Raw genomic sequence first — 24,247 nt, 5'->3', positions numbered from 1 at the left:
ATCACTCCACTATGAAGCGCAGCTTGGTGGTGTCCTTGCCCTTGCAGCGGTCATTTAGGAAGGACTCGAAGCGCCTGCGCAGGTCCTCGGGTGTTGCCGGGGAACCGCCTTGCAGGAGTGCCTGTCTGATTTCCGAGCTGCTGACGTTGATCTTTTCAAGCCCAGACAGCGCCTCCTGAACGGCCGCGACAAACTCAGGCGTCACCGGATCAGGCAGGCTCTTGGAGGAGATGAAGCCATCGACGAGGCTGCGGGCCGCAGGCTTCAGGAGATCGAAGTTCTCCTGGATGATCGGGTCGTCGAGGTTGTCGAGCAGGGTCTGCGTCCAGCCGTCGATCAGCCGGTCGAGTTCGTCGTCGAGTTGCTTCAGGACGTTCGCAGCCGGAAGCATGTCCCCTTGCTCGTTCGCCGGCCGGAAGCCGCAGTGCGGGCACACGGGGCCGGCCGAAAAATCAGATTCGACGAGCGATGCGCAGCTCTTCAGCTTGTCCAGCTTCTCCTCAAAGCTCGTCAGCTGGCTGGTCGGCATCAAGGAGATGCCAGCCAGGGCCCGCATGGCGATCAGCCGCGGATCCTTGCGCAACGCTGATTTCGTCTTCTCTTCCGTAACTCCGAGGCGCGCCTTGCTGTGCAGCCCGACGTAGGCCGTGATGTAATCCTTCTTCAGCTTGGCCAGCGTCTGCCGGTACTCGGCCGAATGCTGCGCGGTCCTATCTGCCGCAAGCTTGTCGAGGACCTGCTTACGGGTATCCTGCGCTTGGCGAACCCATGCATGCTCTGCCGGCAGAACCATTTCGGCCTGCGACAGATAGCTTGCCGTGGTGCCGAGCTCGGCGACCAGCTCCAGAATCCCCTCGACAGCCTGCAGAACCTCAAGGTTCTTTTTCTGAGCCGCGATATCGTCAGAGCCGATGCGAAGGTTCTTGAGCTTCCCGACTGTGTTGTAGGGCGCCAGGCTTTCTGAGAAGGCCTTGAGCGCATCGAGCTTGGTGCGCCATTCGCGGATCTCTTCTTCCCGCAGTAGCGGCTGACCCCAGAAGCTCAGCCGGCCAGACATGTCCGTGGCGGCGCTGAGCACGCGCCGTGTCAGTTTCCCGACCTCCTCCTGGAGCAGCTTGACCGGCTCGTCCGAGCCCTGTGTTGCCTGCTGAGCGAGCCCGGGCGGCAAGCCCAACATTTCGAACAGTGAGCGGAGGACGGCGACGTTGATCTCCTTCGGCGCCTCGACGTGCTTGAACTGCTTCAGCTCGTCGAGCGGCCTTTCCGCGAGGAGTGTGATCTTGCCAGAATCAATCTTGTCGCCGGTGATCGCCAGGACGATGTCGCCGGCATACACCAGCCCGCCCAGAACGGTGACCAGCAGGTCGGGCTCCAGGCGGAACTTGATCGGCGCGAAATACTCGACATCGGCATCTCCGCTGACCAGCTCGCCGCGGTTCAGCACCTGGCCATGGCCTTTTGCCTTCAGCCGAGCCAAGACGTCCTGCGCATAGCGAGACCGTGTGGGGTCGATGCGATCGCCGTCCAGCATCTCCAGGCCGTCGAGGATGACCACGGCGTCCTTGGTCCGGTTTCCGCCTGCGAGCGCGCGCAGGGCGTTGCCGACAAGCTGCTTCCGGTTCGCCTCGGTGACGAGCGCGGAGAACATCGGATATTCAGGGGCCACCTCGGCAAACTGGTTGTTCAGCGCGAGACCGGAGATGACGTTGACTGCGTCGCGGAAGTTAATCCGCTCTTCCGGGCCAAGGCGGGCCTTGTCGCGCAACGAGACGCCCTTGGTCCACTCCTGCAAGGTCCTGCTCTTGCCCTGATAGGTGACCTCGTAGGCCGTCATCTGCTTTTCCTGCAGCCACTTGCTCATGTCGCGCAGGGCGTCTTTGGCCTTGTCGAGGTAGATGGACTTCGCACCACCACTGGCGGTCGACGCGAGATCTTGAGCGGCAGCATAGAAGGAGAGATGACGCTTGATCGCCTCATCGAGACCCTTGAGCCGGAAGAAGACCTCGTCGGCCTTGTGGTCGTCACGGAACCGCGGCGGCTCGAACGGCTGGATGAAATAGATGTAGAAGTCCCGTTCGGGCTGAGCCGTCGGCCGATCGTTCGGCGCACCGAAGAAGAGATAGCCGTTGCGCTCAACACGTCGGTCCTGCCATTCGATCTGGTACTGCCAGATTTGGTGGCCGGTGACGTAGGTGGTTTCGTCCGTGCGCTCCATCAGCTGGCGGATGGCGCTGTAGTAGGCGCGATCGAGCGCATCATCGGAAAGGGCTTCAGAGCGCTTTTCGACCTGAGCGTCGTAATCGACGTCCTTTTTCAGATCGAGGTAGTATTGTTCGGTGTCCGGCGCTTTCGAGATGAACTGACCGTTGACGGTCTTCAGCGTCTCCCGCAAGACCGTCTGTACGAGGGAAAGCAGGTCGGCTTCCGGCTCTCCGCCCATGTCTTCGATGCCCGGTTGAAACAGGCAAAGCGTGTCGCGGAGTTCCTCAGCCGTTGGTCCCACGGGAATATAAATGTCGCCGCCCGTCGTCAGGCGATGAACCGAAAGTCCGTCGATGATGCGGAGCGCCATCGGCCTATATGCCGGGCGGGTGAAAGCCTTCCTTACGCGCTCTGACAGGACTTCGGATACTTTAAGCACAGGCCCGATGTTCGGATCCGCGCGCAGCACGGAGTTCGACGTGACCGTCTCCCAGAACTTGTCGTAGCCGATCAGTCCCGGCCGATCGTCGGGCACCTCTTCGCTGAGAATAGCCTGGATCTGATCCCGGAGGGTCACCAGTGCGCCGCGCTTCTCGGTGAACACCAGCCGCTCGAAGGTCCCGATGTAATCAGGGTGCACCGGGAACAGCCGGACGTACTCGTCCATGCGTTCGTTCATCGAGCCATAGAATTTGGCGAACGGCGTCAGGTAAGCGCGGATCTTGTTCTGCTGATCCGCCGTCTTCTTCAGGAGGCGTTCGGCCACGACGAAACTGACGTCCTGGCGGGCGAGGAGGATCTGCGTGAAGCGATCCTTCACACGACGAAGGCTGTCGGCGACATGCTGGAAGCGGCTGCTGTCGAAGATCGCTTCCTGAACGCCCGCGACGAACCGAAAGCGGAGATGCTTCGTGACCTCGCCGATCTCACGCAAGAACGACAGGTCGAGGACCAGATCGTGATCCTTCCGCGATCTCAGGTACTCGAGAAACTCGTCGACTACGAGCAGGACGCCATGGTTCGGATGGACCTCGGCGAACGCCGCCATCATCTCCTCGAAGGCGGCCTTGTTGTTGATGACCCTGTCAGGTGGAGGGAAGGAATAGCTGACGCCGTGCTTGTCGAGGAATACCTCAAGCTGTTGAGTGATGATGTCCCGCAAGGACATCTGGCTGGAAATCTCGATCCGGTGAACCTTGAAGTTTCCCGCGATGGCGCCCGCGGCCTCGGCCACCTTGGGGTGACGGATCATCGAGACATATTCGGCATCTTCAGCAACCAGCGAGAGCACCGACATCAGGTGCGACTTACCGGTTCCGTAATTGCCGACGACCAGCACGCCCTTGTGGTCAACCGCCTCGTCGAACGAGAGCTGAGGGATCATCTGCTTGGCGATCCGTTCGGCCATGTCGTCCGAAATGACGTAGGTCGATACCAGCTTCTTGGCTTCGTCCGGGCGATTGGCGTCCAAAAGCTGAATGACAGACTCGATCGGCTCAAATTGAATGAGATCGCCATAACGCATCGGCATCCCGTGTTCCCCCTTCAATGAATTTCGAACGGGACCAGGCCGTCGAGGCCGTAGTCCTTGCATTCTGGATGACCTGTTGTAGCGTAGGAAAGCCGGTTTTCCCGAAGGCCCCCTGGCCACACCGCAATGACGCGACGCGCGTGAGCATGTCGCTTCAATAAGTCAAGCGGGTTGAGCTGCAACGTGCGATCGAACAGAAGCTCGATGTTATCCATGAGCGAAAGGCCATCGCGAGCAAAGGCATCCACTTGGCCCTTCAGCAGGTCGGCCGCCTGTAAATGTCTTCTCGTGCTCGGCACTGTCAGCAATTCACGACCGAGGGTCGTACCGACACTCAGCACACGCACCTTCCGGCGCGCGGCCAGCTGCGTGAGTAGATGACTCTTTCCAGATCTGGGTGGGCCGATCAGAAGTACCAGCTTGCTGTTCAGGCCCGAAATATCCTCGACGAGTCGATCGAGCTTGTCGATCATTCAGCCCCCAAAGTCTTAAGTCATGCACGTCGATACGCAACCTAACGCCCTACTTGGCGGCAACACATACGCAGTTACTCTCGTGGATACCACGAAAACCAAACTCATCGTGTTTAGCAGATCAAATGGCGCATCCGATAAGGCACTCGGTTTCCCACCCATTTAACCGTTTAGGTAGCGGCAAGGAGATACAGATAGACAGCATGTCCTTAGCACATGCACCGCAAACGTGCTGCACGTGATCGACACGGAGTTAACCCACCCATACTCATCGGGGGTGCATTGCGGCAGAAGATTCTAAATGGCAGGCGAGTCGAGAGGCGTGTCGTCAGGGCAGATGAAGAGGAACACTTCCATCGCCAACATGATGCTGACGCACGCTCCAATCGCCAAGACCGACATGTTGATCCGAAAGCCAGCCGAGGACGTCTTCGAGGCAATCGTCGATCCTGCGATCACCTCCAACTTCTGGTTCAGCAAGGGGAGCGGACGGCTGGAGACTGGCGCCCAGGTGCAGTGGGTGTGGGAGAGCCACGATGTCGTCAACAATGTCGTTGCCATTGCCGTCGAGCGCAACAGGCACGTCCTCATCGAATGGCCGGGCTATGCCGGCCTGACGCAGGTCGAATGGACGTTTGAGGCGATCCCTGATGGCACGACGTTCGTGCGCGTAACGGAAGCGGGCTGGGAGGACGACGCCGACAAGCTGGTGCGGTACGTGGCCGATTCCACGCAAGGCTTCACCCTGCTGCTCGCCGGCATGAAGGCGTTCCTCGAACACGGCATCCGCCTCAACCTCACCCTCGATCGCTATCCCGAGGGGATCGAGGAGCAGGTGATCGGCGAATAGCCCGGGCGAACGGGGGCATCTTCGTGGCGGGAGAGGCAATCGTTCTGACGCTGATCTAGCTCGCGTCCACGGCGGAGTACGACACGACCAGGTATTCCACCCCGGCATGGGAGAACGCCGCAACCTCCTGAAATCCGTATTTGGCATGAACCGCTCTCGACACGGCATTGTCTCGTCGAATGAACGCAACGCCCTCGCGGCCGGGCAAGAGTGATCGCTGCGCTTCGAACAGCTTCCATGCCAGCCCGCGCCCGCGCTCGCTTGCAGCGATACACAACGGGCCTGAATTGTACGCCTCCTTACCCGCGGGATAGGCGCGGTATTTGGCCTGCGAAAGTGCCAGGTGCCGGGTTGCTTCTTGCGAGCTGGAGACGAGAAAGCCGGCGAGCTGTCCTTCGCGCCGCCCGATGACGACAGGCATGTCCTTCACCGCCCGCTCGAACCACTCGGCCGGGAATTCGATCGACAGCGCTCCGCCCCTCGAGATCTGATTACGTGCCTGCAGAGCGAGGATGTCAGGGATGTCCTCGGCCGTGGCGACCGAAATGACGTATGCCGGCGCGCCGGCGGAACCGGTTGGTTGCGTAGACGTCATGATTAGTCCCCCAACTCGAGCCAGCTCAACCAGTATAGCTTGCTCGAGTACGAATGGCTCCCGGTCACCCAACCCATTTTGGTGGAAATAGAGGTACCCCGTTGGGGTTCTCGTCTGCCTCCCACACTCCGAACCCGGACCGGCTGTCGCACCAGCCAACGCTGCGGGAGACGTGGCTAACTGCTCTTTCCGTGCCCGGTGATGTGTTCAGGGCTGGGTCCCAGCTTTCGCTGGGATGACACCCGGTGGGTGGGACGGTGTCGGTGCTCTCGTCCGGAGGTTGGGTGGGGGCAAGACGACCCCCCACCCGACTCGCTGCGCGGCAACCCCTGCACAAATGGGCGAGAATTGACGGAGCCGCTTGTCCGTTCGGCGCCCCCAAGTCTCAAAGCGCGCGGAGGAGGTCGCGCATCAACAGGGCGGCTTCGTGCTGCGGCAGGGTGGAGATCAGGCGGAACATGCTTATCGCGGCATGGCAATAGTCTGCCTGCTGCTGAGGTGTCGTCGCCGGCAGGCCGGAAGTGAACGTCTCGTATTCGGCGGGAGCCAGCGTGGTCGCCATGTAACCCGAGATCTTCGCCCACAAGGCGTCGACCGCACTCTGGTTGACCGGCTCTCTTGGCGAAGCGGTGCGAAACGACTGCTCGTTGAGGAGAAGTTGGCGTTCGCGCAACTGCGGGGACATTCTGCCGGCGATCTCGACAGGCGAACCTCCACCGTACGAATAGGCGTAGCACATTGCCGTATCCTGCTGAGAGAGCCACTGGTGCTGGTCGGCCAGCAGGACGTTGAGCTGCACCAGCACGTCATCGTCGGCGAGAGGATAACTCCTGAGGGCTGCCGCGGTCATGACCGCCTGGGCCTCGGTGATCATCTCGACATAGGTGTTGCCGTTCTCGTAGGCCCGCGTGAACACAGCGTAGACCTCTGCGGCAGCTTGCGGATCGAACGCCTCGAGGGCGCTGTAAACGCCGATGCTGGCAAAGCTGGCCGCGATGTCAGCCTCGTCCGGGTCGGTCCCGAAACCGGAAATGGCGTAGGTTGTCCCGTCGTCCAGGCGGCTGACGACATTGGCGGCGAGCAGCGTGTCGCCGGGCGGGTACCACATATCTGTGGGCGGATAGGCGATCGTACGATTGGCGAAGCCCGGCTCGACGCCGGCGGCAATCAACTGATCCACATAGTCGCGGTCTGCCAGTGCCGCGTCTTCCGGGCTCGTCCCCGGGAAATCCGTCGAGTGGAAGCCCAGACGAGCACCATCGAAGAGCGTACGTGTCTTGCCGGCGAGGAAGATCAGCGTGCAGGCTGACGCGCACGTGCTCGGCACATAGGTGTCGAGCCCGCGGGCGCGGATGAGGTCGGCGACCTTCTCGGCCTCGCCGATGCGGCCGCCGCCGCTGGTCAGGTGGATGGTGCGCACGGTCGGCGCGGCATCGAGCACGCGCTCGAGGTCGGTGGCGAGGCCGTATTTGATGCCGCCGGTGAGGTCGAGCTCGGTGGCGCCGCGCAGCAGCCGCAGCGAGTTGGCGGGAATGTCCGGATCACCGAGGAAGGCCATGGCGTGGAGCTCGCGGACCTGCGGGGCCGCGTTGGTGGCCAGTGCGGCGGCGAACTGCAGGGCGCCGAGCACAACGGTGAGCTGCGCAAGGCCTGCCCAGATGGATGTCTTGCCCAGCTTGATCCGCCGGTCGGCATGGCGTCTCGCCGAGCGCCACAAGCCGACGAACTCCCAGATGACCAGCACCGTCAGGCCGATCCAGAAGGCGACGAAGAACGCAAAGAGCACGCCCGGCTCGTAGCCCTTCTCGGGGGAAAGCGCGGCGCTGAGGGTGAACGCAAGCAAGCCTGCCGCGACGTTCGCCAGCACGCCGAAGACCCAGTAGGAGACGCCAAGCGAATAGCCGCCCTGCCAGTAGCGGGTGATGATGTTGGCGCCCGTCACCTCCGGCAGCAAGCGCGGCTGCCGGATCTCATTCTTGCCTCGCGGCCAGGCCTTCGGCTCGGCTGCGGGCGCATCGGTCGGGCGTTGATCGAGTGTTTCCATCGCTTGGCTCCATTCGCGGCAGGCTGGTGGAACGGAGCTGACTGTCTTTCACCGTACCGAACGGCGCTCATTCCGCGTAAGTGCGGGCGAGAAAAAGCGGAAAACAATAAGCCGGTGAGCATGCAAACCGCAGAGGCAGCCGAGAAGAACCGCCCTTCAATTCTGCATGCCAACTCCCCAATACCGGGTGGAAAACTATGGAGCGTCGCGCGGTTTGCCAAGCGCAGCGTTAACTGCTGGTTAATTCGGGCCGCGGTGCGGCGCTGACACTCCTGCAATTTCCTCAGGTTCAAGGAAGAAAAGCTTTAGATTCATGCCTCATGGTCGGCCTGTACTTCAGGGCCGGTCATGAACATCAAAATCGCTCATCCTCGATCTCCCGCAATTACGGCGAGAGCCAGCCTGGTTGCCACCGGAACGGTGGCCGCGGCGCTCGCTCTGCTACTCGGCTTTGGCATGTGGGCGGTGATAGCCGTCGATGACGAGGCGATCCAGCGGCAGGCGGATTTCGTCGCCAGCGGTATAGCGGCGGTCTACGAGCGCCTGCCGGTCGAGCAGGAAAGCGCCGTCATCTGGGACGAGGCGGTGGTGCGCGTGCGGATGGGCGACCAGGCGTGGATGGAAGAGAACCTGGGCCTGTGGATGGGCGAGTATTTCGGGCACGACAGCAACTATGTGCTCACGCCCCGAGACGAGCCGATCCACGCCATGCAGCAGCTCGAGACGTTGCAGCCGGCCGCCTACCAGGCGGAAGCTGCGGCAATAGCGCCGCTTGTCGCGCAGCTGCGCCAGGAGCTCGACGCGGCCTCGGAGGGCCTGGAGGATTCAACCGAAGCGATCGTCGACATCGGGGTCGAGGACATGGTGATGCTCGGCGGGACGCCGGCAATCGTCAGCGTCAAGCCGATCGTGCCGAGCACGGAGAACCTGATGCAGGCGCCGGGCGCGGAATTCCTGCACGTGGCGGTGCAGCGGCTGGACGAGGCGATCGAAGCGGAGATCGCGGTGCAATACCACATCAGCGGCGTCGAGATCGTCACGCCCCAGCAGCTCGATCCGGAGCAGCTGGCGGTGCCGATCGTTGATGCCGCCGGCTCGCCTCTGGCCTATGTGACCTGGGAGGGCGACCGGCCCGGCCTGCAAGTGGTCAAGGATATGGCGCCGGGCGCGGCGGGCGCCATCCTCGCGGGTCTCGCGCTCCTCGCCTGGCTGCTGGCGCGGCTGCGCCGCTCTTCAACGGAGCTCGAAGCCAGCGAAGCGCAGGCGCATTACCTCGCCTTCCACGATACGCTGACGGGCCTGCCCAACCGGGCACTCTTCGAGGACCGGCTCGATCGCGCCCTGCTGACCGCACGGCGACCCAACGCGATGGTGGCGCTCCATGCCATCGATATCGACCGCTTCAAGAACGTCAACGACACCCTCGGACATGCGGCGGGCGACGAGTTGATACGGCAGGTGGCGGGGCGCCTCGAAAGCGTGGTGCGCCGGGAAGATACGGTCGCGAGGCTCGGGGGCGACGAACTTGCCGTCATCCAGACGGATATCGCCGGAGACCCGGAAGCCGAGGAGCTGGCAGCCCGGCTGCTGGATGTGATGCGCGAGCCCTTCGACCTTTCCGGTGAACGCGCGCATGTCAGCGCCAGCATCGGCATCGTGCTCTCGACCCATCCGACTGGCGCGCGTGACGAACTCTTGCGCAAGGCCGATATCGCCCTCTACCAGGCGAAAGGCCGCGGCCGGAACCGCTACGAGATGTTCACCGGGGACATGGACGACCTGGTCAAGCAGCGCCGGCTGATCGAGCGGGAGCTGCGCGAGGCTCTCGAAGCCGGCACGCAGCTGAGCCTCGTCTACCAGCCGCTGTTTGCCGCCGATTCCAACACCGTGCTCGGCGCGGAGGCGCTGGTAAGGTGGGACCATCCCGTCCATGGCCGCCTGCCGCCGGAGGTGTCCATCAGCGTCGCCGAGGAACGGGCGCTGATCGAGCCGCTGGGCGAGTGGGTGCTGAGGGAGGCGTGCGAATTCGCGGTGCGCTGCAACGTGCCGTGGGTCGCGGTCAATGTGTCGCCAGTCCAGTTCCGTAACGAGCGGCTGGCAGAGCGTGTCGCGGAGATCCTCAAGGAGACGAGGCTCCCGCCGGAACGCCTGCAGATCGAGATCACCGAGAGCGTGCTGCTCGACCATAGCGGCACCACCAAGGCGTCGCTCAAGGCCCTGCGGGACATGGGGATCAGCATTGCGCTCGATGATTTCGGCACCGGCTATTCCTCGATGAGCTATTTGCGCACCTATGCGGTCGACAAGCTCAAAATCGACCGCTCATTCATCTCGCAGCTGGGCATCTCCCCGGATTGCGACGCGATCGTGCGTGCAATCGTGGCGCTGGCCCGTGCGCTCAAGCTCCAGATCACAGCCGAGGGCGTCGAAACGACCGCTCAGCGCGACCACCTGACCGCCATCGGCTGCCATGAACTGCAGGGTTATCTGCTGTCCAAGCCGGTGAGCGAGGTGGAGTTCTCGCGGGTGCTAACGGGGAGCGCGGAGCGGTTCGAGGAGCGGGCTGGGTAGGTGTGCGGGGGGCACCCTGCATCCTCACGCACAGGTTTTACACGCGGAGATGGGAAGGCCCCCTCACCCGCCGGCTTCGCCGTCGACCTCTCCCCGGAGGGGCGAGGTGAACACGGTGCCCCTGCTTTGATCGTGCACAGCCACAGGGTCCCCTCGCCCTTCGGGGAGAGGGCAGGGTGAGGGGGCCTTCTCCCGGCGCGGATGACATCCCCTAACCCACCTCAACTGCTGGGGAAATCACCACCGTCCACATGTATGGTCTGGCCGGTCATGTAGCGGCTGTCCTCGCAGGCGAGGAAGAGGTAGGCCGGCGCGACTTCATTGGGCTGGCCGGGGCGCTTGAGCGGCACCGAGGTGCCGAACTCGGCCACCTTGTCCTCGGGGAAGCTTGCCGGGATCAGCGGCGTCCAGATAGGCCCGGGGGCGACGGTGTTGACCAGGATCTTCTTGTCGGCGAGCCGTGAGGACAGCGAACGCGTCAGCGCCACGATCGCGCCCTTGGTCATGGAATAATCCATCAGCTGCGCCTGGCCGCGGTAAGCCACGATCGAGGAGGTATTGATGATGCGGGCACCCTCCTGCAGGTGGTCGAGCGCGGCCTGGACCATGAAGAAATAACCGAAGATGTTGGTCTTGAAGACCCGGGTCATATCTTCCTCGCTCACCTCGTCGAGCTCCTCGCGCACATGCTGCTCGGCGGCGTTGTTGACGAGGATGTCGAGCTTTCCGAACTTCTCAAGCGTGCGGTTGACGAAGGACTTACAGAACGAGCGGTCGCCGATGTCCCCCTTGACGAGGATCGCGTCGCCCCCTTCTTCCTCGATCAGACGCAGCGTTTCCTCAGCGTCCCTGTCCTCTTCGAGATAGCCGATGGCGAGCTTGGCGCCCTCGCGGGCAAAGAGCAGCGCAACGGCGCGCCCTATACCGGAATCGCCGCCGGTGATGATGGCGACCTTGCCTTCGAGCCTGCCGCTGCCGGGGTAGAGCGGCGCGCAGTCGGGTTCGGGGTACATGGCATGTTGGCGGCCGGGCTGAACGTCCTGGTGCTGGCCGGGCATGGCGTCTGGCATCGTCTCATCTCCACTATCGATCCAGCAAGACAATCGCGGCCGGGCCGCAGCGTTCCCTTGCCAGCCGAAAGGCAAGAAAGGTTAGCCGCCGCCCGGAGCTTCGATCGCCCCCGGAGATTCGACTGCAGGCGTTTCGGTCGAGGGCGTGCCCTCCTCCACTTCGGCCGGCCCCGCTTCCCAGAGGCTGAGGATCAGCGCGCCGATCCCGACCAGGACGACAAGCACGAGGGCGATGCCGACCGGCGTCGTCAGCACGTGCCGGCCTGGGCCGTACTCACGGCCGCTCTTGTAGATGCGCCGCGCGCCGGCCTCGGCCTCGGCGTCCTGCCGGGGAGTGACCTTGGAATTGCGATACATGGCCCAGGCGAGCACCGCGCCAAGCACCACTGTCCCCGCGACCACGATCCACGTCCAGGAAAGTGCAGCCATATCCTGCATGAAAGTCCTCCGTCTCCATCGATCAATGCGGCCGCGGCGTTTGAGTTGCGGAGAGCAAACGGCAGGACAAAGGAACCGCAACGCGTGCGACCACATTTCTCAGTGCTGACAAGGAATGGCCATGCCGCGTTTCGGATCCCTGCAAGAATTGCTGCGCGACCGCAGCCGGTCGGATGAACTCGGCACGGTAATCACCCAGCTCGTGCACGTTTCCGACCAGGAGCCCGGCATAAGGCGCCAGCGGAGAGGCAGAGCGTTCACCTATGTCGGGCCCGACGGCGAACGGCTGGGCGATGAGGCGGTGCTGGCACGCATCCGCGGGCTCGCCATCCCGCCGGCGTGGACGGATGTGTGGATCTCGCCCGAGGCGAATGGGCATATCCAGGCGACCGGACGCGACCAGAAGGGGCGCAAGCAATACCGTTACCATTCGCTGTGGACGACATGTCGCGACGAGGTCAAATACGGCAACATGCTGCCGTTCGCCGGCACCTTGCCGAAGCTGCGGCGCACGGTCGAGGCCGATCTTGGCCGGCGCGGCCTCGAGCTTCCCAAGGTCTGTGCGTCGGTCGTGTGGCTGCTCGACAATACGCTGATCCGGGTGGGCAACAGCGCCTATGCGCGCGAGAACAGAAGCTTCGGCCTCACCACTCTCAGGGACCGGCATGTCGAGGTCGAAGGGGCAAGGCTGCGGTTCGATTTTCGCGGTAAGTCGGGCAAGCACTGGCGCCTCGCCCTCACCGACCGGCGGATCGCGCGCATCGTGCGCAGCGTCCAGGACCTGCCGGGCCAGCACCTCTTCCAATATCTCGATGAAGACGGGTCACGCCGCCCGCTCACCTCGCAGGAGGTCAACGGCTACATCCAGGAAGCTGCCGGAGACAATTTCAGCTCCAAGGACTTCCGCACCTGGGCGGGAACAGTGCGGGCATTGGAGCTCTTCTCGAGAACCGAGCTGCCCGAGAGCAAGACTGCGCAGGCACGCACCGCAAACGCCGTCATCGACGAAATCGCCAGCCGCCTCGGCAACACCCGCGCGGTCTGCCGCCGGTGCTATATCCACCCGCAGGTGATGCTCTCCTGGTCGGGCGGCACGCTGGCGCAGGAGTTGGCGGAGACAAAGCCGCGCGGCGGAAGGCGCGAGCTCGATGCCAGCGAAGCGCATGCCCGGGCGTGGCTGGCGCTGCACGAGGCGGTGCATTGATCTTCAGGTGATGCCGGTCTCCGGCCACCATTTCTCCCACCCACCGGGTGACACCCCGACGCAGGTCGGGGCCCAGCCCCGAACACATCAACACGCACGGAAAGCTCGGTTGGCTGCGCTCTTCCGGACCCCGTTCATACACCTTGCGGCTGCGGCAGCATCTCAAGATGGGCCCCGACGCAGCTGCGTCGAGGTGACACCGAGTTTGTTGAGGTGGCGGTGCAGGAACCGGACGCTCGGGAGACCGGAGCCGAAAAGGAACCTCCCCGCCCTTCTCCGCGTCTAACACCATGGCGCGACGAACCGAAGCTGGCAGATGATGCTTGGGGGCTTGGGGCTGGATACCGATATCGGCCCGTTGAGCGCGCACATGCTCCAGCATGTGGCGGTGATGAACGTTGCCGTGCCGCTCCTCGTCTTCGGCCTGTCATTACGTGGGCCGGTGCACCTGTGGAGGAGCTGGCCGCTCGCCACGCTCTGCCAGCTCTGCCTCCTGTGGGGCTGGCACAGCCCGCCGGCCCTTGCGCTCGCCATGTCGAACCCGGCGGCAATGGCCGCCATGCATATCAGCCTGGCCCTGGCAGCGTTGTGGTTCTGGGCGGCGATCGCATCGACGCCTGCCTCCGGCCGCTGGCGTGCGATCTTTGCCCTGCTCGTCACCGGGAAACTCTTCTGCCTCCTCGGAGCACTGCTCGTCTTCGCCCCACGGCATCTCTTTCCATCGATGGCAGCGGCACACACGGGACATGCCGGTCCGGCGACCACCATGCTCGGCGACCAGCAGCTTGCCGGCCTCATCATGCTGACCGCCTGCCCGTTGACCTATGTGCTGGCCGGCATCGTCATTTCCGCGCGCTGGTTCCTCTCGCTCGAGCGCGAGGCGGCTGCCGATGGATGACAAAGTCGTCAAGGTGCACCCGCTCACCCGTCTGCAACGGCTGGGCCTGGCGGTGCTGCTGGTGCTGGCAGCGTTCCTCATCGGCGGGGCCATCTTCATCTGGTCGGGGATCTACAACATCGCGGCCAACCGCGATCATTTGACGATCACCACCTGGCTCATCACGATCCTGCGCGATCAGTCGATCACCGGCGCGGCGCAGGACGTCGATGTGCCGGACCTTTCCGACGCCGGGCTCGTGGCTCTCGGCGCGCAGCATTACCTCACCGGCTGCGCCGATTGCCACGGCACGCCGGGCGAACCCAACAACCCGGTCTTTACGAGCATGCTGCCGCGGCCGCCGGACCTCACCGACGCAGCCCGCAACTATCCTGCCTCCGAGCTCTACACCATCGTCCACAACGGCCTCAAATATTCCGGCATGCCGGCATGGCCGGCGCCAGAGCGCAGCGACGAGGTATGGGCGCTGATCGCATTCATTGAGGCGCTGAATGCGCAGGGCCCGGAGTTCTACACCGACATGCTCGCCGGCCTTTCCCGCCCGGCGTTGAGCAAGCCGGGCACGATGCCCGACGGAATCGAAACCTGCACGCGCTGCCATGGCGACGATCAGTCCGGCCCGATCGACGAACTCGTGCCCAGGCTCAGCGGACAATCACACGATTATCTCAAACGCGCGCTCGAGGAATACCGGGCTGAGACGCGTGCGAGTGGGTTCATGGCCCCGATCGCCCACGGGATGAGCGACGCGGAAATCGAGGATCTTGCCACCTATTACGCCGCGCTCGGTTCGCCCGAGACTGCAGAGCCGGACGGCGGCGAGGAGTTCGAAGAGGGTCAGAACATAGTGCTGCACGGCATACCGGAAGCGGACGTGCCGGCTTGCGTCACCTGCCACCTGGGCGCCAACGCCCAGTTCCCTCGTCTCGAGGGGCAGTCGGCGGCCTATCTCATGGGCCAGTTGCAGGTCTGGCGGCACGGGCTGCGCGACGATACTGGCTATGGGGCGATCATGGCGGCGATCGCCCGGCGTCTGACGCCGCAGCAGATCGAGGCGGTCAGCACCTATCTCGCTTCGCTCCCCGCGCCGCAGCCGGTGGCGGAGGACGAGCCGTGACCGCGCCAGTCCTGCGTTCATTGGCCGGCACGCTTTGCCTGCTCGCGCTTGCCGGCTGCGCGGGAGAGCAGTCAGCCTTCTTTCCGCGGGGCGCGGAGGCCGAGCGCATCGAGACCCTCTTCTGGGTCATGACCATCGCTGGAAGCGTGATCTTCATTGGCGTCGTCGTTGCGACTGGCGTTGCCATGCTCGGCGGGCAGAGGGTGCGGCGGGTGCTGGCGGGTGAGCGGTTCATCGCCGGCGCCGGTATCGCCTTCCCCGTCGCAGCGCTGAGCATTTTGCTCGTTGCCGGCTTTCTGGTCATGCGCGCGGGCGCCGCCGGCGAGGACGCGGAAGGCGGCCTGCGGATCGCGGTCAGCGGCGAGCGCTGGTGGTGGCGCGTGACCTATCTCGGTGAAGATGGGACGCAGATCGAGAGCGCCAACGAGCTTCATCTGCCCGTTGGCGAACCGGTGACGCTGGAGCTGACGACTGCCGACGTCATCCACAGCTTCTGGGCACCGCAGCTCGCCGGCAAGCTCGACATGATCCCCGGCCGCATCAACCGGCTGACGCTGACGGCAACCGAACCGGGCGTCAGCCGCGGCCAGTGCGCCGAGTACTGCGGCGGCGCCCATGCCTTCATGTCGTTCCAAGTGGTCGCGCAGCCGCCGGAGGACTTTGCGGACTGGATGGCCAATGAGGCCGCCGATGCGCCGGCGCCGCAAGGAGAGAGCGAAGCGCGCGGGGCCGAGCTATTCCGGCAAGCCGGGTGCGGCGCCTGCCACACGGTGCGCGGCGCCGGGGCCAACGGCCGGATCGGCCCGGACCTGACGCATGTCGGCAGCCGCCGCTCGCTTGCCGCCGCGACGCTCCCCAACGATGCAGAGGCGTTCGCGCGCTGGATCACCGACAACCAGCACATCAAGCCTGAAAACCAGATGCCGCCCTACACCATATTCGACGAAGCCGAGCTCGAGGATCTCTCGAACTATCTGGAGAGCCTGAAATAGATGTTCGACTTCAGTGAGTTCAATCTCTTCATCAACCTCGCGATCTTTGCCGCAGCGGCGGTGGTCGTCTGGCTCGCGGGCACGCGCGTGACCTCCTATGTCAACGCCATCAGCTCAAAGACCGGCATCGGACATGCGGTCATCGGCATGATCCTTCTGGCCGGAATCACCTCCCTGCCCGAGATCGGCGTTACCGTCACGTCGGCGGCCAGCGGAGCGGCCGCTCTTGCGGTCAACAACCTCTTCGGGTCGATCGCCGTGCAGGTGGCGATCCTGGCACTCATCGATTTCCTTATCGGACGCAAGGCACTGACGTCCGAGCTTCCGGATGCGACCGTCATCCTGCAAGGGGCGCTCAACGTGCTGCTGCTGACCATTGCCACCGCCGGCATGGTCGTGGGCGATTTTCCCATCATCGGCATCGGCGCCTGGGCCTGGCTCAGCCTCTTTGGCTATCTGGGGTGCGTCTGGGTCCTCGCGCAGTCGCGCGGGCGCGGGGCGTGGCTCGCCGCCCGCGACGGCGAGATCGATGACCGTGTGCAGGTGCAGCAGGACGAAGCTCAGGAGGAGGCGGACAAGGAACTCAAGGACCAGGGCCTCAACCAACTGATCTGGAAGACGGCTGGGCTGGCGATCGCGATCCTTGCCGCGGGATATCTGCTCTCACGCACCGGCGATGCCCTCGCGCAGCAGACCGGGCTCGGCGGCAGCTATGTCGGCTTCGTGCTCCTCGCCTTCGCCACTTCACTGCCGGAACTGAGCAGCACGATCGCAGCAGCCAGGAGTCGCCTCTATACCCTCGCCATTTCCGATATCCTGGGCACCAACCTCATCAATGTCGGCCTCCTCTTCCTCGTCGATGCGGCTGCGCCCGGCGACCCGGTGCTCGGACAGGTCGACACCTTCGCCGTCTTCGGCGCCCTGGTCGGCATAGCGCTGACGGCGCTCTTCATCATCGGCATGGCCGAGCGGCGCGACAAGACGGTGACGCGCATGGGTATAGACTCGCTCGCCGTGCTTTTCGTCTACGCCGTATCGCTCGTCATTCTCTATTTCCTGCGGTGAGGCCGGCATGAGCACGCAACCGGACAACCTGCCCCTGCCCAACAAAGGCCCGAGACCCGAGCACGAGCTCGAGGATCTGAAGCGCGTATGGGCGACACCCAAGGGCTTTCGTATCGTCACGGCCGTCAACAACACGGTCGTCGGCACGCTCTACATCGGGATCGCGTTCCTGTTCTTCGTGCTCGCGGGCATCCTGGCGCTGGTCATGCGCACGCAGCTCGCCGTGGGCGACAACGCGTTCGTCGGCCAGGATCTCTACAACCAGCTCTTCACCGTCCATGGCACGACGATGATGTTCCTGTTTGCCGTGCCGGCGGTCGAGGCGCTCGGTGTGATGCTGCTGCCGCAGATGCTGGCGGCGCGCGACCTGCCCTTCCCCCGCCTTTCGGCCTTCGCCATCTGGGCCTACATCATCGGCGGCCTGGTGTTCTTCTCGACCATCTTCTATGACCTCGCGCCCAAGGGCGGCTGGTTCATGTACCCGCCGCTGACACTGACCGAGTACTCGCCGGGCGATAATGCCGACTTCTGGCTCCTGGGGATAGGTTTCATCGAGATCTCGGCCATCGCTGGTGCCATCGAGATCGTCGTGGGCGTGCTGCGCACGCGTCCGCCCGGTATGACCCTGGCGCGGATGCCGATCTTTGCCTGGGCGATGCTGATTTTTGCCGCCATGATCATCTTCGCCTTCCCCGCGGTCATTCTCGCCACAATGCTTCTCGAGATCGAGCGCGCCTTCGGTTGGCCGTTCTTTACCGCAGAGCTCGGCGGAGATGCGGTGCTGTGGCAGCACCTTTTCTGGTTCTTCGGGCACCCCGAGGTCTACATCATCTTCCTGCCGGCGGCCGGGCTCGTCTCGATGATGATCCCGACCATGGCCCAGACGCCGCTCGTCGGCTATCGGCTGATCGTCGTTGCCCTCATCGCCACGGGCTTCTTCAGCTTCGGGCTCTGGGTGCACCACATGTTCACCACCGGCATCCCGGCGCTGAGCCTTACCTTCTTCTCGGCGGCGAGCATGGCGGTCGCTATCCCCTCGGGCATCCAGGTGTTCTCCTGGATCGCAACCATTGCAGCCGGGCGGGAGCGGCTGCGGCTGACCGTGCCGTCGCTCTTCATCCTCGGCTTTCTCTTCATCTTCACGCTCGGCGGGCTGACGGGAGTGATGGTGGCCATCGTGCCCTTCGATCTCCAGGCGCACGACAGCTATTTCGTCGTTGCGCATTTCCACTACGTGCTCGTCGGCGGCATGGTGTTCCCGCTCTTTGCCACCTTCTACTACTGGGCTCCCCTGGTCAGCAGCCGGATGCTCTCGGAGCGGCTCGGCAAGTGGGCGTTCTGGCTGATGTTCATCGGCTTCAACGTCGCCTTCTTTCCCATGCACATCACCGGCCTTGCGGGCATGCCGCGGCGGGTCTGGACGTATCCCAGCAATATGGGCTGGGACGTGCTCAACACGATCTCGACCGTCGGCGCCTTCACGATTGCCGCCGGCGTCCTCGTCTTCATCATCGACCTTTTCCGCAACTTCCGTTTCGGCAACGGTCCGGAGAACCCGTGGAACGCGGGGACCCTCGAGTTCCTGCCCAACGACGTCTATTCCACCCGCAGCATTCCGCGCGTCACCAGCCGCGATCCTCTCTGGGACCGACCGTCGCTGTCGCGCGAGGTCGAGGAGGGTCTGCACTACCTGCCCGGCGCCCCGACCGGCGGTCGCGAGACGATCGTCACCTCGGCGGTCGAGGCCGAGCCGCAATACGTCATCCAGATGCCGGGGCCGAGCTGGACGCACCTTGCCGCGGCCGCCTTCACCGCGGCCTTCTTCCTGCTCCTGACCATCAAGCAGGTGACCATCGCTCTCACCTGCGGCGTGCTCGCCATCGCGGCATGCCTCGTCTGGACCTGGCAGCTCGACAAGCCAAGCCAGGGGGAAGTCGATATCGGTGGCGGCATCAAACTGCCGACCTACATGACCGGCCCCCTCTCGCACAGCTGGTGGGCGATGGTGGTGCTGATGCTGGTCGCCGCCTCGCTCTATGTCTCCTACTTCTTCTCCTACCTCTATCTGTGGACGGTCTCGCCGGAGGTCTGGGCACCGGCCGGCTCGCCTGCGCCGCCTTCCCTGCTCTACCCCCTGGGCTCGGCCGCGATGTTCGTTGGCGGCAGCGCGCTCATCCTCTGGGCCGGCAGGCGACTTCCCGAAGAAGGGCGCTCGTGGTCGGCAACACCCCTCCTCCTGGTCGCTGCCGCCATCCTGATCGTCGGGGCGATCGGCCTCGAAGTCCTCGGGCATATCGGGACCGGCCTCGATCCCAAGGCCTCGTCCTATGGAGCCATGGTCTATATGGCCGCGTTCCTCACCGGACAGGCGGCCTTCGCCACCGTCATCCTCTGCCTTTTCGCCGTGGCGCGGCAGGTGACGGGGCAGCTCGACCGTCGGCGGCGGGTCACCTTCGACAACGCGGCGCTCTTTTTTTACTACACCAGCGCCCAGGGCCTGTTCGGCCTGGTGCTGATCCACGGCTTTCCTCGGCTGATCGGGTGATGCGGATGCGCGATACGTCCTCCAACAGGCAGATGATCGGCACGCTCATCTTCATCCTGATCGGTCCCATCCTCTGGGCGTTGCAGCTGACGCTGATCTATGGAGCGCAATCGTCGCTCTGCGCTTTCGAAGTCGGGATCGGGGCGAACGGTGGCAATGTGTTGGCGGCCGGCACCGTCATTGGGGCGAGCGTCCTCTGCATGGCGCTCGCCGTCGCGGCGTTCGTCATGCCTGGCGCAAGCTATCGCCTCATCACGGGCGCAAGCTCTCCTGATGACCAATGGCCGTTCCTGACTTCAGTCATGCGGATCCTGGCAGGCCTCTCGCTCCTGGCGATGCTTTACGCTGCACTCGGAGCAGTGCTGCTGCCCGCGTGTGCGCAGTTGCGGTGATCTTTTCGCATCTCGCGAGGGCCCGCCGCCGCCATCACCACCGGGTCATTCTCGCGAAAGCGGGAACCTCCGTTCCTTTGCCGGCACTGCAAACAGAGTTCCCCGCTTTCGCGGAGATGACCCCGCGGATGAGGATTGAAAGCAAGAACCACTAAAGGGGCCCGCGCTCTTGCAAGGTCCCCTCAGCGACGCGGCTCAACCTGAGGAGGAGATGGTTGCGGCCGGCAGGTTGTTCAGTGGGCTCGGTGGTTCGGCTGCGATATGCCCGATAACGCTGTTTCGGCGGCGTCGGCCGACAGGTTGTCGATGGCCATGTCGCCGAGCGAGAGCACACCGACGAGGCGCTTGTTGCGGTCGACGACCGGCAGGCGGCGGACCTGGATGTCGCCCATGTTGCGCGCCACATGCTCGACGTCTTCGTCATCGAAGCAGTATTTGACGTCCCGCGTCATCGCCTCGCTTACCCGGGTTTCTGGGCCTTTGCCTTCGGCGATAGCGCGTATGGCGATGTCCCGGTCGGTGATCGTACCGACCAGATGGTCGTCGTCCGCCACCGGCAGGAAGCCTGCATCGATCATGCCCATCAGCCGGGCCGCATCCTGCAGGCTATGGTCGGGGGTGACGGTGCGCACCTCCCGGGTCATCAGTTCGCTCACTTTCATTGGTCTGTCCTCCGCTTGTGACTTGGAACAGAACACCCGAACGGCACCAGCGTTCCCGGCGGAGCGCCGACTGTGATCGATTTCAGCGGTCGGCAGCCTTTAGTCAGGAGCGAAGAGGGGCGTGACGCGTTTCTTCCGAACAGAATGGAGGACAGCCATGGCCACCACCACTACGACTGAGGAACAGATCAGGCTGCGGGCCTATCAGATCTGGGAAGAGGAGGGCCGGCCGGAAGGCAAGGCCAAAGAGCACTGGCAGCGGGCCAGCGACGAGGTGACCCTCGCACGCGGCGATGCACGCGCCAGTGCCACCGACCGCGATCTCGAGAGCAATCCGGGTATCGGCCAGTCGCCGGGGCTCACTGGCTCGGATGACAACGTACTGGCGGGTGACAACACCGTCGAGGGCGACGTGATGAACGATACCACTATTGCCGGCGGCATCGATCCGAACCAGCGCGGTCGCACCAATAAGTAACTGCTCCAGATATAAAAACGGCGCCGGAAACCTTGCGGCTCCGGCGCCCTCCACAGGTTGCTTTGTCAGGCGGCCTTCAGATTGGCCGAGGATTCGGCGATCTGCGTGAGCTTCTGGTCCGTCTGCTTCTCTTCGCTCAAGGTTTCGTCAAACAGACGGACGGCCTCGCTCATCCCCAGTTCCTGGGCCCAGGTCTTGAGGGTGCCGTAGCGTGCGATCTCGTAGTGCTCGACCGCCTGTGCTGCCGAGATCAGGCCGGCATCGATAGCCTCGCTGTCCTTGAATTCGTCCATGATCGTCTTGCCCTCGTCGATGATGCCGAGGATGGCGTCGCAGGTCTTGCCACGCGCGCGCTTGCCGAGCAGCTCAAAAACCTTTTCCAGGCGTTCGACGTGCCCTTCGGTCTCCTCGAGGTGGTGCTCGAAGCCCTGCCGCAGTTCCTGCGACTGCGCCGCCTTGGCCATCTTGGGGAGCGCCTTGGTGATCTGGCGTTCCGCATAGTAGATATCGCGCAACGTGTCCTCGAAAAGGTCTTCGAGCTTCTTGTTGCCTGCCATTTGGGTGTCCTCACAGCTTTGGTTGTCGGTGCACAGCAACGAGGTTTGTCGACGACACGTTCCCGGCCGCACACAGAGGATGCCCAGGGCTTACAAGTGTTAAGCCCCAGCCATCGCAACCAGAATGCAAACGGCGCTGCAGTGCACGTCTAACCTGCGTTAATCGGCGACAGGGGCTCCCTCAAAGCAGGGTCAGCATCATAAGCGTGACAACCTTCGGGGCCCATTTCGCGTTCACCTGCCTGTCAGCACCCACTCCGGTATAACCTGTGATCGACCGCAACCTCGTCAGCATCCGTCCATTCCTGGCGAACCTGGCAGGCCTTGTGCGGATGTCCGAGGAGGAACTCGCCTCCCTCACTCATCTGATCAAGGCCCTCAACCACCACCAGGCGCACGCGACCATCCTCGAGGAGGGCGCGCCCGCCGACAGGATCGTCGTGATCATGAGCGGTCTTGCCTACCGGTTCACGCGCCTGGCGAACGGGCGCCGCCAGATCACCGCCTTCCTGGTGCCGGGGGATATCTGCGATTATCGGTTCTTGTCCTCGGGGCACGTGGGACAGCACGTCTTTGCGCTGTCGCAGGTTGCGGTTGCCCGCATGCAGGCGGAAAGCTTCGTTGCCGCCAGCGAGCGGTTTCCAGTCTTCATGAGAGCGATGCTGGCGGCCAATGCAGTGGACGAGGCGATCGGACGCGAGTGGATGATCAGCCTCGGCCAGCGCAACGCCCTGCAGCGCATGGCGCATCTCTTGTGCGAGATGGAACTGCGCCTGCGGCGCGTGGGACTGGTCGAGAAAGGCACGTTTCACTTCCCCGCCACGCAGACCGATCTCGGCGACGCGCTCGGCTTGTCGTCGGTTCATGTCAACCGTACGCTCCAGGAGCTGCGGCGCATGCACCTCGTCGCCATGAGCAAGGGGATCGTCACCCTCAACGATACCGCCGCCCTGCGGCGCCTGGCACTTTTTGACGTCACGAGCTTGGGCTACGAGCGCAACGGGCGAGCCGGAGCCGTCACTCACTGAACCGCAAACGCAGCGCCCGCGTCACGCATCGGCCGATGCGCGCATCGATCGGCAGCGGCGGTTCGGCGGCGGGCGATGGCGGCGCGCCACCTGCCGGGCGGCTCTCCTCGCGCCTGACGAGGTGCCCGAGCTTGTCGATCAGCTCGTTTGTCCGCAGCGGCTTGATGAGCCGCGCTTCATTGCCGAATTCAGCAGGGATATCCTGCTGATGGCCGGTGGCAAAGAGCATCGGGATATCGAGCTCGCGCAGCCGCTCGGCCAATTCGAAGACATTGCGCCCGTGAAGGCGCACATCCAGCACTGCGCCATCCACACCCCGCCTGCCGAGCAGCAGACTATAGGCATAGTGGACGGTCGGGGCCGGCCCCAGGACCGTGGCTCCGCTTTCGCGCAAGTCCCGGCAGAGATCCTCTGCGAGCAGGTAATCGTCTTCCACCACCAGCACGCGGCTACCGCGCAGGGCAGCATTGTCGATCTCAGTCATCGTCAGCTCCAATCGGTATGGTCATGCGGCAGGAGAGGCCCGACTTATCGAATTCGTAGAAGATGTCCGCGCCCAGGTCGTAGGGCAGCGCCCTCTCGATGAGCTCTCGGCCGTAGCCCCGGCGCGACGGCGCCGGCTCGGCCAGGCCCTGCGGGCAGTATTCGCGCCAGTTGACAACGAGCGTCCTTTTCGCATGCACCCAGAAAACCCTGACGCTGCCGCCAGGCTGACCGAGCGCCCCGTGTTTGAGCGCGTTGGTCAGCAGCTCGTGCAACGCCATCGCCACAATTTCGTAGGTTCGCCGCGGCAGGCTGATCGCCGGTCCATCGTAGCTCAGGCGACCTGCGGCAACGCCTTCGATCGCCGCCCCCTCGGCAGCCATCAGATCGGCAAGAGTGGGCGACGCGGCCTCGCCTCCCGAGAGCACCAGTTGCAGGCGGGCAATCGCATCGAGACGGTCTTCGAAGCGGGACTGGACCGCATCTAGACCATCACTGGTCGCGAGAACTCGGCGGAATATCGCCCGAATGGTCGCCAGCAGGTTGCGTGCCTGATGCCGCTGCTCGTTCCGCTGGACCTCCAGGTGGTTGAGAGCCGTCACGAACTGGTCGACGTCCAGAGCCGCGCCGAACCAACCGCCCGTCTGGCGGGGAACGGCGCGGAACTCCATCCACCGATAACGCCCCTCGACCCGGTCAAGAACACGCCCCAGGATCTTCAGCGAGCGCCCTGCACCCTCGCCGGCACCCTTGGCAAACGCGGTCCTCAGATTTTCCCGATCATCGGCATGGAGACAATCGAGCCATCCCCATTGACGCGCCTCGTCTAGGCACTGACCGGTCAGTTCCGCCCACTCCTGGTTGACGTCTTCCCAAGCTCCCGACGCCTGCGCCCGCCATCGCGGAAAGATCATGCCAACGTCGGTCGCAGGGGTTTGTCCGGACAGAAGCTCAACAGGCTCGACGGCCGTCATGGGTCACCTTGGCCGCTAGGGCGAGACTTTTTGCAGGAGAGCGGGTACGGCCATCGCAGAGGCGATGTCGCTCACCGG

General features: G+C 63.9%; 21 protein-coding genes and 1 pseudogene. 12 read left to right on the top strand and 10 right to left on the bottom strand.

Going from position 1 to position 24,247, the window contains the following annotated elements:
- Position 1: 1 nt before the first annotated feature.
- On the bottom strand, positions 2-3,733 hold the full coding sequence (locus tag QQK18_RS13040) for a DUF6079 family protein (RefSeq protein ID WP_284340769.1): 3,732 nt from the start codon (positions 3,731-3,733) through the stop codon (positions 2-4).
- Positions 3,734-3,747: 14 nt separating this feature from the next.
- Positions 3,748-4,206: a BREX-3 system P-loop-containing protein BrxF gene (brxF, locus tag QQK18_RS13035; RefSeq protein WP_284340768.1), complete on the bottom strand. Its 459-nt coding sequence runs from the start codon at positions 4,204-4,206 to the stop codon at positions 3,748-3,750.
- 301 nt (positions 4,207-4,507) lie between these two features.
- Between brxF and QQK18_RS13030 the strand changes: the two genes are divergently transcribed.
- Entirely contained in the window at positions 4,508-5,056 is a 549-nt protein-coding gene (locus tag QQK18_RS13030) for an SRPBCC family protein (RefSeq protein WP_284340767.1), read from the top strand.
- Between the two features lie 55 nt (positions 5,057-5,111).
- On the opposite strand, the gene QQK18_RS13025 is transcribed toward QQK18_RS13030, so the two are convergent.
- Together QQK18_RS13025 and QQK18_RS13020 are read right to left on the bottom strand one after the other, a co-directional pair.
- Positions 5,112-5,651 carry a GNAT family N-acetyltransferase gene (locus QQK18_RS13025; RefSeq protein WP_284340766.1) on the bottom strand — a complete coding sequence of 180 codons (540 nt, stop codon included), beginning with the start codon at positions 5,649-5,651 and terminating at the stop codon, positions 5,112-5,114.
- Between the two features lie 385 nt (positions 5,652-6,036).
- Positions 6,037-7,695: a COG3904 family protein gene (locus tag QQK18_RS13020; protein WP_284340765.1), complete on the bottom strand. Its 1,659-nt coding sequence runs from the start codon at positions 7,693-7,695 to the stop codon at positions 6,037-6,039.
- A 348-nt stretch (positions 7,696-8,043) separates the two neighbouring features.
- Here QQK18_RS13020 and QQK18_RS13015 point away from each other — a divergent pair, with 348 nt between their 5' ends.
- A complete protein-coding gene (locus tag QQK18_RS13015; RefSeq protein WP_284340764.1) occupies positions 8,044-10,266 on the top strand; it encodes a putative bifunctional diguanylate cyclase/phosphodiesterase in 2,223 nt (740 codons plus the stop codon).
- Between the two features lie 221 nt (positions 10,267-10,487).
- On the opposite strand, the gene QQK18_RS13010 is transcribed toward QQK18_RS13015, so the two are convergent.
- Entirely contained in the window at positions 10,488-11,336 is an 849-nt protein-coding gene (locus QQK18_RS13010; RefSeq protein WP_284340763.1) for a glucose 1-dehydrogenase, read from the bottom strand.
- An 81-nt stretch (positions 11,337-11,417) separates the two neighbouring features.
- Complete coding sequence (locus QQK18_RS13005) at positions 11,418-11,774, bottom strand: hypothetical protein (protein ID WP_284340762.1); 357 nt, start codon at positions 11,772-11,774, stop codon at positions 11,418-11,420.
- Positions 11,775-11,895: 121 nt separating this feature from the next.
- Here QQK18_RS13005 and QQK18_RS13000 point away from each other — a divergent pair, with 121 nt between their 5' ends.
- The 7 genes from QQK18_RS13000 to QQK18_RS12970 all read left to right on the top strand — a co-directional run bounded on the left by QQK18_RS13000 (position 11,896) and on the right by QQK18_RS12970 (position 19,987).
- Positions 11,896-12,978, top strand: coding sequence for a DNA topoisomerase IB (locus QQK18_RS13000; RefSeq protein ID WP_284340761.1), 1,083 nt, complete (start codon positions 11,896-11,898; stop codon positions 12,976-12,978).
- A 316-nt stretch (positions 12,979-13,294) separates the two neighbouring features.
- Positions 13,295-13,876 carry a cytochrome c oxidase assembly protein gene (locus QQK18_RS12995; protein WP_284340760.1) on the top strand — a complete coding sequence of 194 codons (582 nt, stop codon included), beginning with the start codon at positions 13,295-13,297 and terminating at the stop codon, positions 13,874-13,876.
- Entirely contained in the window at positions 13,869-14,993 is a 1,125-nt protein-coding gene (locus QQK18_RS12990) for a c-type cytochrome (protein WP_284340759.1), read from the top strand. The genes QQK18_RS12995 and QQK18_RS12990 overlap by 8 nt, the downstream gene beginning before the upstream one ends.
- The gene (locus tag QQK18_RS12985) at positions 14,990-15,985 is read left to right on the top strand and encodes a cytochrome c oxidase subunit II (RefSeq protein ID WP_284340758.1); all 996 of its coding nucleotides are present in this window, start codon (positions 14,990-14,992) and stop codon (positions 15,983-15,985) included. The genes QQK18_RS12990 and QQK18_RS12985 overlap by 4 nt, the downstream gene beginning before the upstream one ends.
- Positions 15,986-17,050, top strand: a complete 1,065-nt coding sequence (locus QQK18_RS12980; RefSeq protein WP_284340757.1) for a sodium:calcium antiporter — start codon at positions 15,986-15,988, stop codon at positions 17,048-17,050. It begins immediately after the preceding gene.
- 28 nt (positions 17,051-17,078) lie between these two features.
- Positions 17,079-19,595, top strand: a complete 2,517-nt coding sequence (ctaD, locus tag QQK18_RS12975) for a cytochrome c oxidase subunit I (RefSeq protein ID WP_284341039.1) — start codon at positions 17,079-17,081, stop codon at positions 19,593-19,595.
- Between the two features lie 5 nt (positions 19,596-19,600).
- Positions 19,601-19,987: a hypothetical protein gene (locus tag QQK18_RS12970; RefSeq protein ID WP_284340756.1), complete on the top strand. Its 387-nt coding sequence runs from the start codon at positions 19,601-19,603 to the stop codon at positions 19,985-19,987.
- A gap of 233 nt (positions 19,988-20,220) precedes the next feature.
- Here QQK18_RS12970 and QQK18_RS12965 read toward each other — a convergent pair whose 3' ends face one another.
- Entirely contained in the window at positions 20,221-20,649 is a 429-nt protein-coding gene (locus tag QQK18_RS12965; protein WP_284340755.1) for a CBS domain-containing protein, read from the bottom strand.
- 157 nt (positions 20,650-20,806) lie between these two features.
- On the opposite strand from QQK18_RS12965, the pseudogene QQK18_RS12960 reads away from it, so the two are divergent.
- Positions 20,807-20,914: pseudogene (locus tag QQK18_RS12960) on the top strand (DUF2934 domain-containing protein); the annotation flags it as partial.
- Between the two features lie 9 nt (positions 20,915-20,923).
- The gene (locus tag QQK18_RS12955) at positions 20,924-21,127 is read left to right on the top strand and encodes a hypothetical protein (RefSeq protein WP_284341038.1); all 204 of its coding nucleotides are present in this window, start codon (positions 20,924-20,926) and stop codon (positions 21,125-21,127) included.
- A gap of 65 nt (positions 21,128-21,192) precedes the next feature.
- Here QQK18_RS12955 and QQK18_RS12950 read toward each other — a convergent pair whose 3' ends face one another.
- On the bottom strand, positions 21,193-21,684 hold the full coding sequence (locus QQK18_RS12950; protein WP_284340754.1) for a YciE/YciF ferroxidase family protein: 492 nt from the start codon (positions 21,682-21,684) through the stop codon (positions 21,193-21,195).
- Positions 21,685-21,953: 269 nt separating this feature from the next.
- Here QQK18_RS12950 and QQK18_RS12945 point away from each other — a divergent pair, with 269 nt between their 5' ends.
- Positions 21,954-22,712, top strand: a complete 759-nt coding sequence (locus tag QQK18_RS12945; protein WP_284340753.1) for a Crp/Fnr family transcriptional regulator — start codon at positions 21,954-21,956, stop codon at positions 22,710-22,712.
- Here the strand turns inward: QQK18_RS12945 and QQK18_RS12940 are convergent.
- Both QQK18_RS12940 and QQK18_RS12935 read right to left on the bottom strand, forming a co-directional pair.
- Positions 22,702-23,196: a response regulator gene (locus tag QQK18_RS12940; RefSeq protein WP_284340752.1), complete on the bottom strand. Its 495-nt coding sequence runs from the start codon at positions 23,194-23,196 to the stop codon at positions 22,702-22,704. The two genes, QQK18_RS12945 and QQK18_RS12940, sit on opposite strands and share 11 nt — an antisense overlap.
- Positions 23,189-24,109, bottom strand: coding sequence for an HWE histidine kinase domain-containing protein (locus QQK18_RS12935; RefSeq protein ID WP_284340751.1), 921 nt, complete (start codon positions 24,107-24,109; stop codon positions 23,189-23,191). Before QQK18_RS12935 ends, QQK18_RS12940 begins: the two co-directional genes overlap by 8 nt.
- Positions 24,110-24,247 lie beyond the last annotated feature (138 nt).

Source organism: Devosia nitrariae (assembly GCF_030160115.1).
Classification (GTDB): domain Bacteria; phylum Pseudomonadota; class Alphaproteobacteria; order Rhizobiales; family Devosiaceae; genus Devosia; species Devosia nitrariae.
The sequence above is the reverse complement of the archived record's forward strand: the minus strand, read 5'-3'. Positions and strand labels throughout refer to the sequence as shown.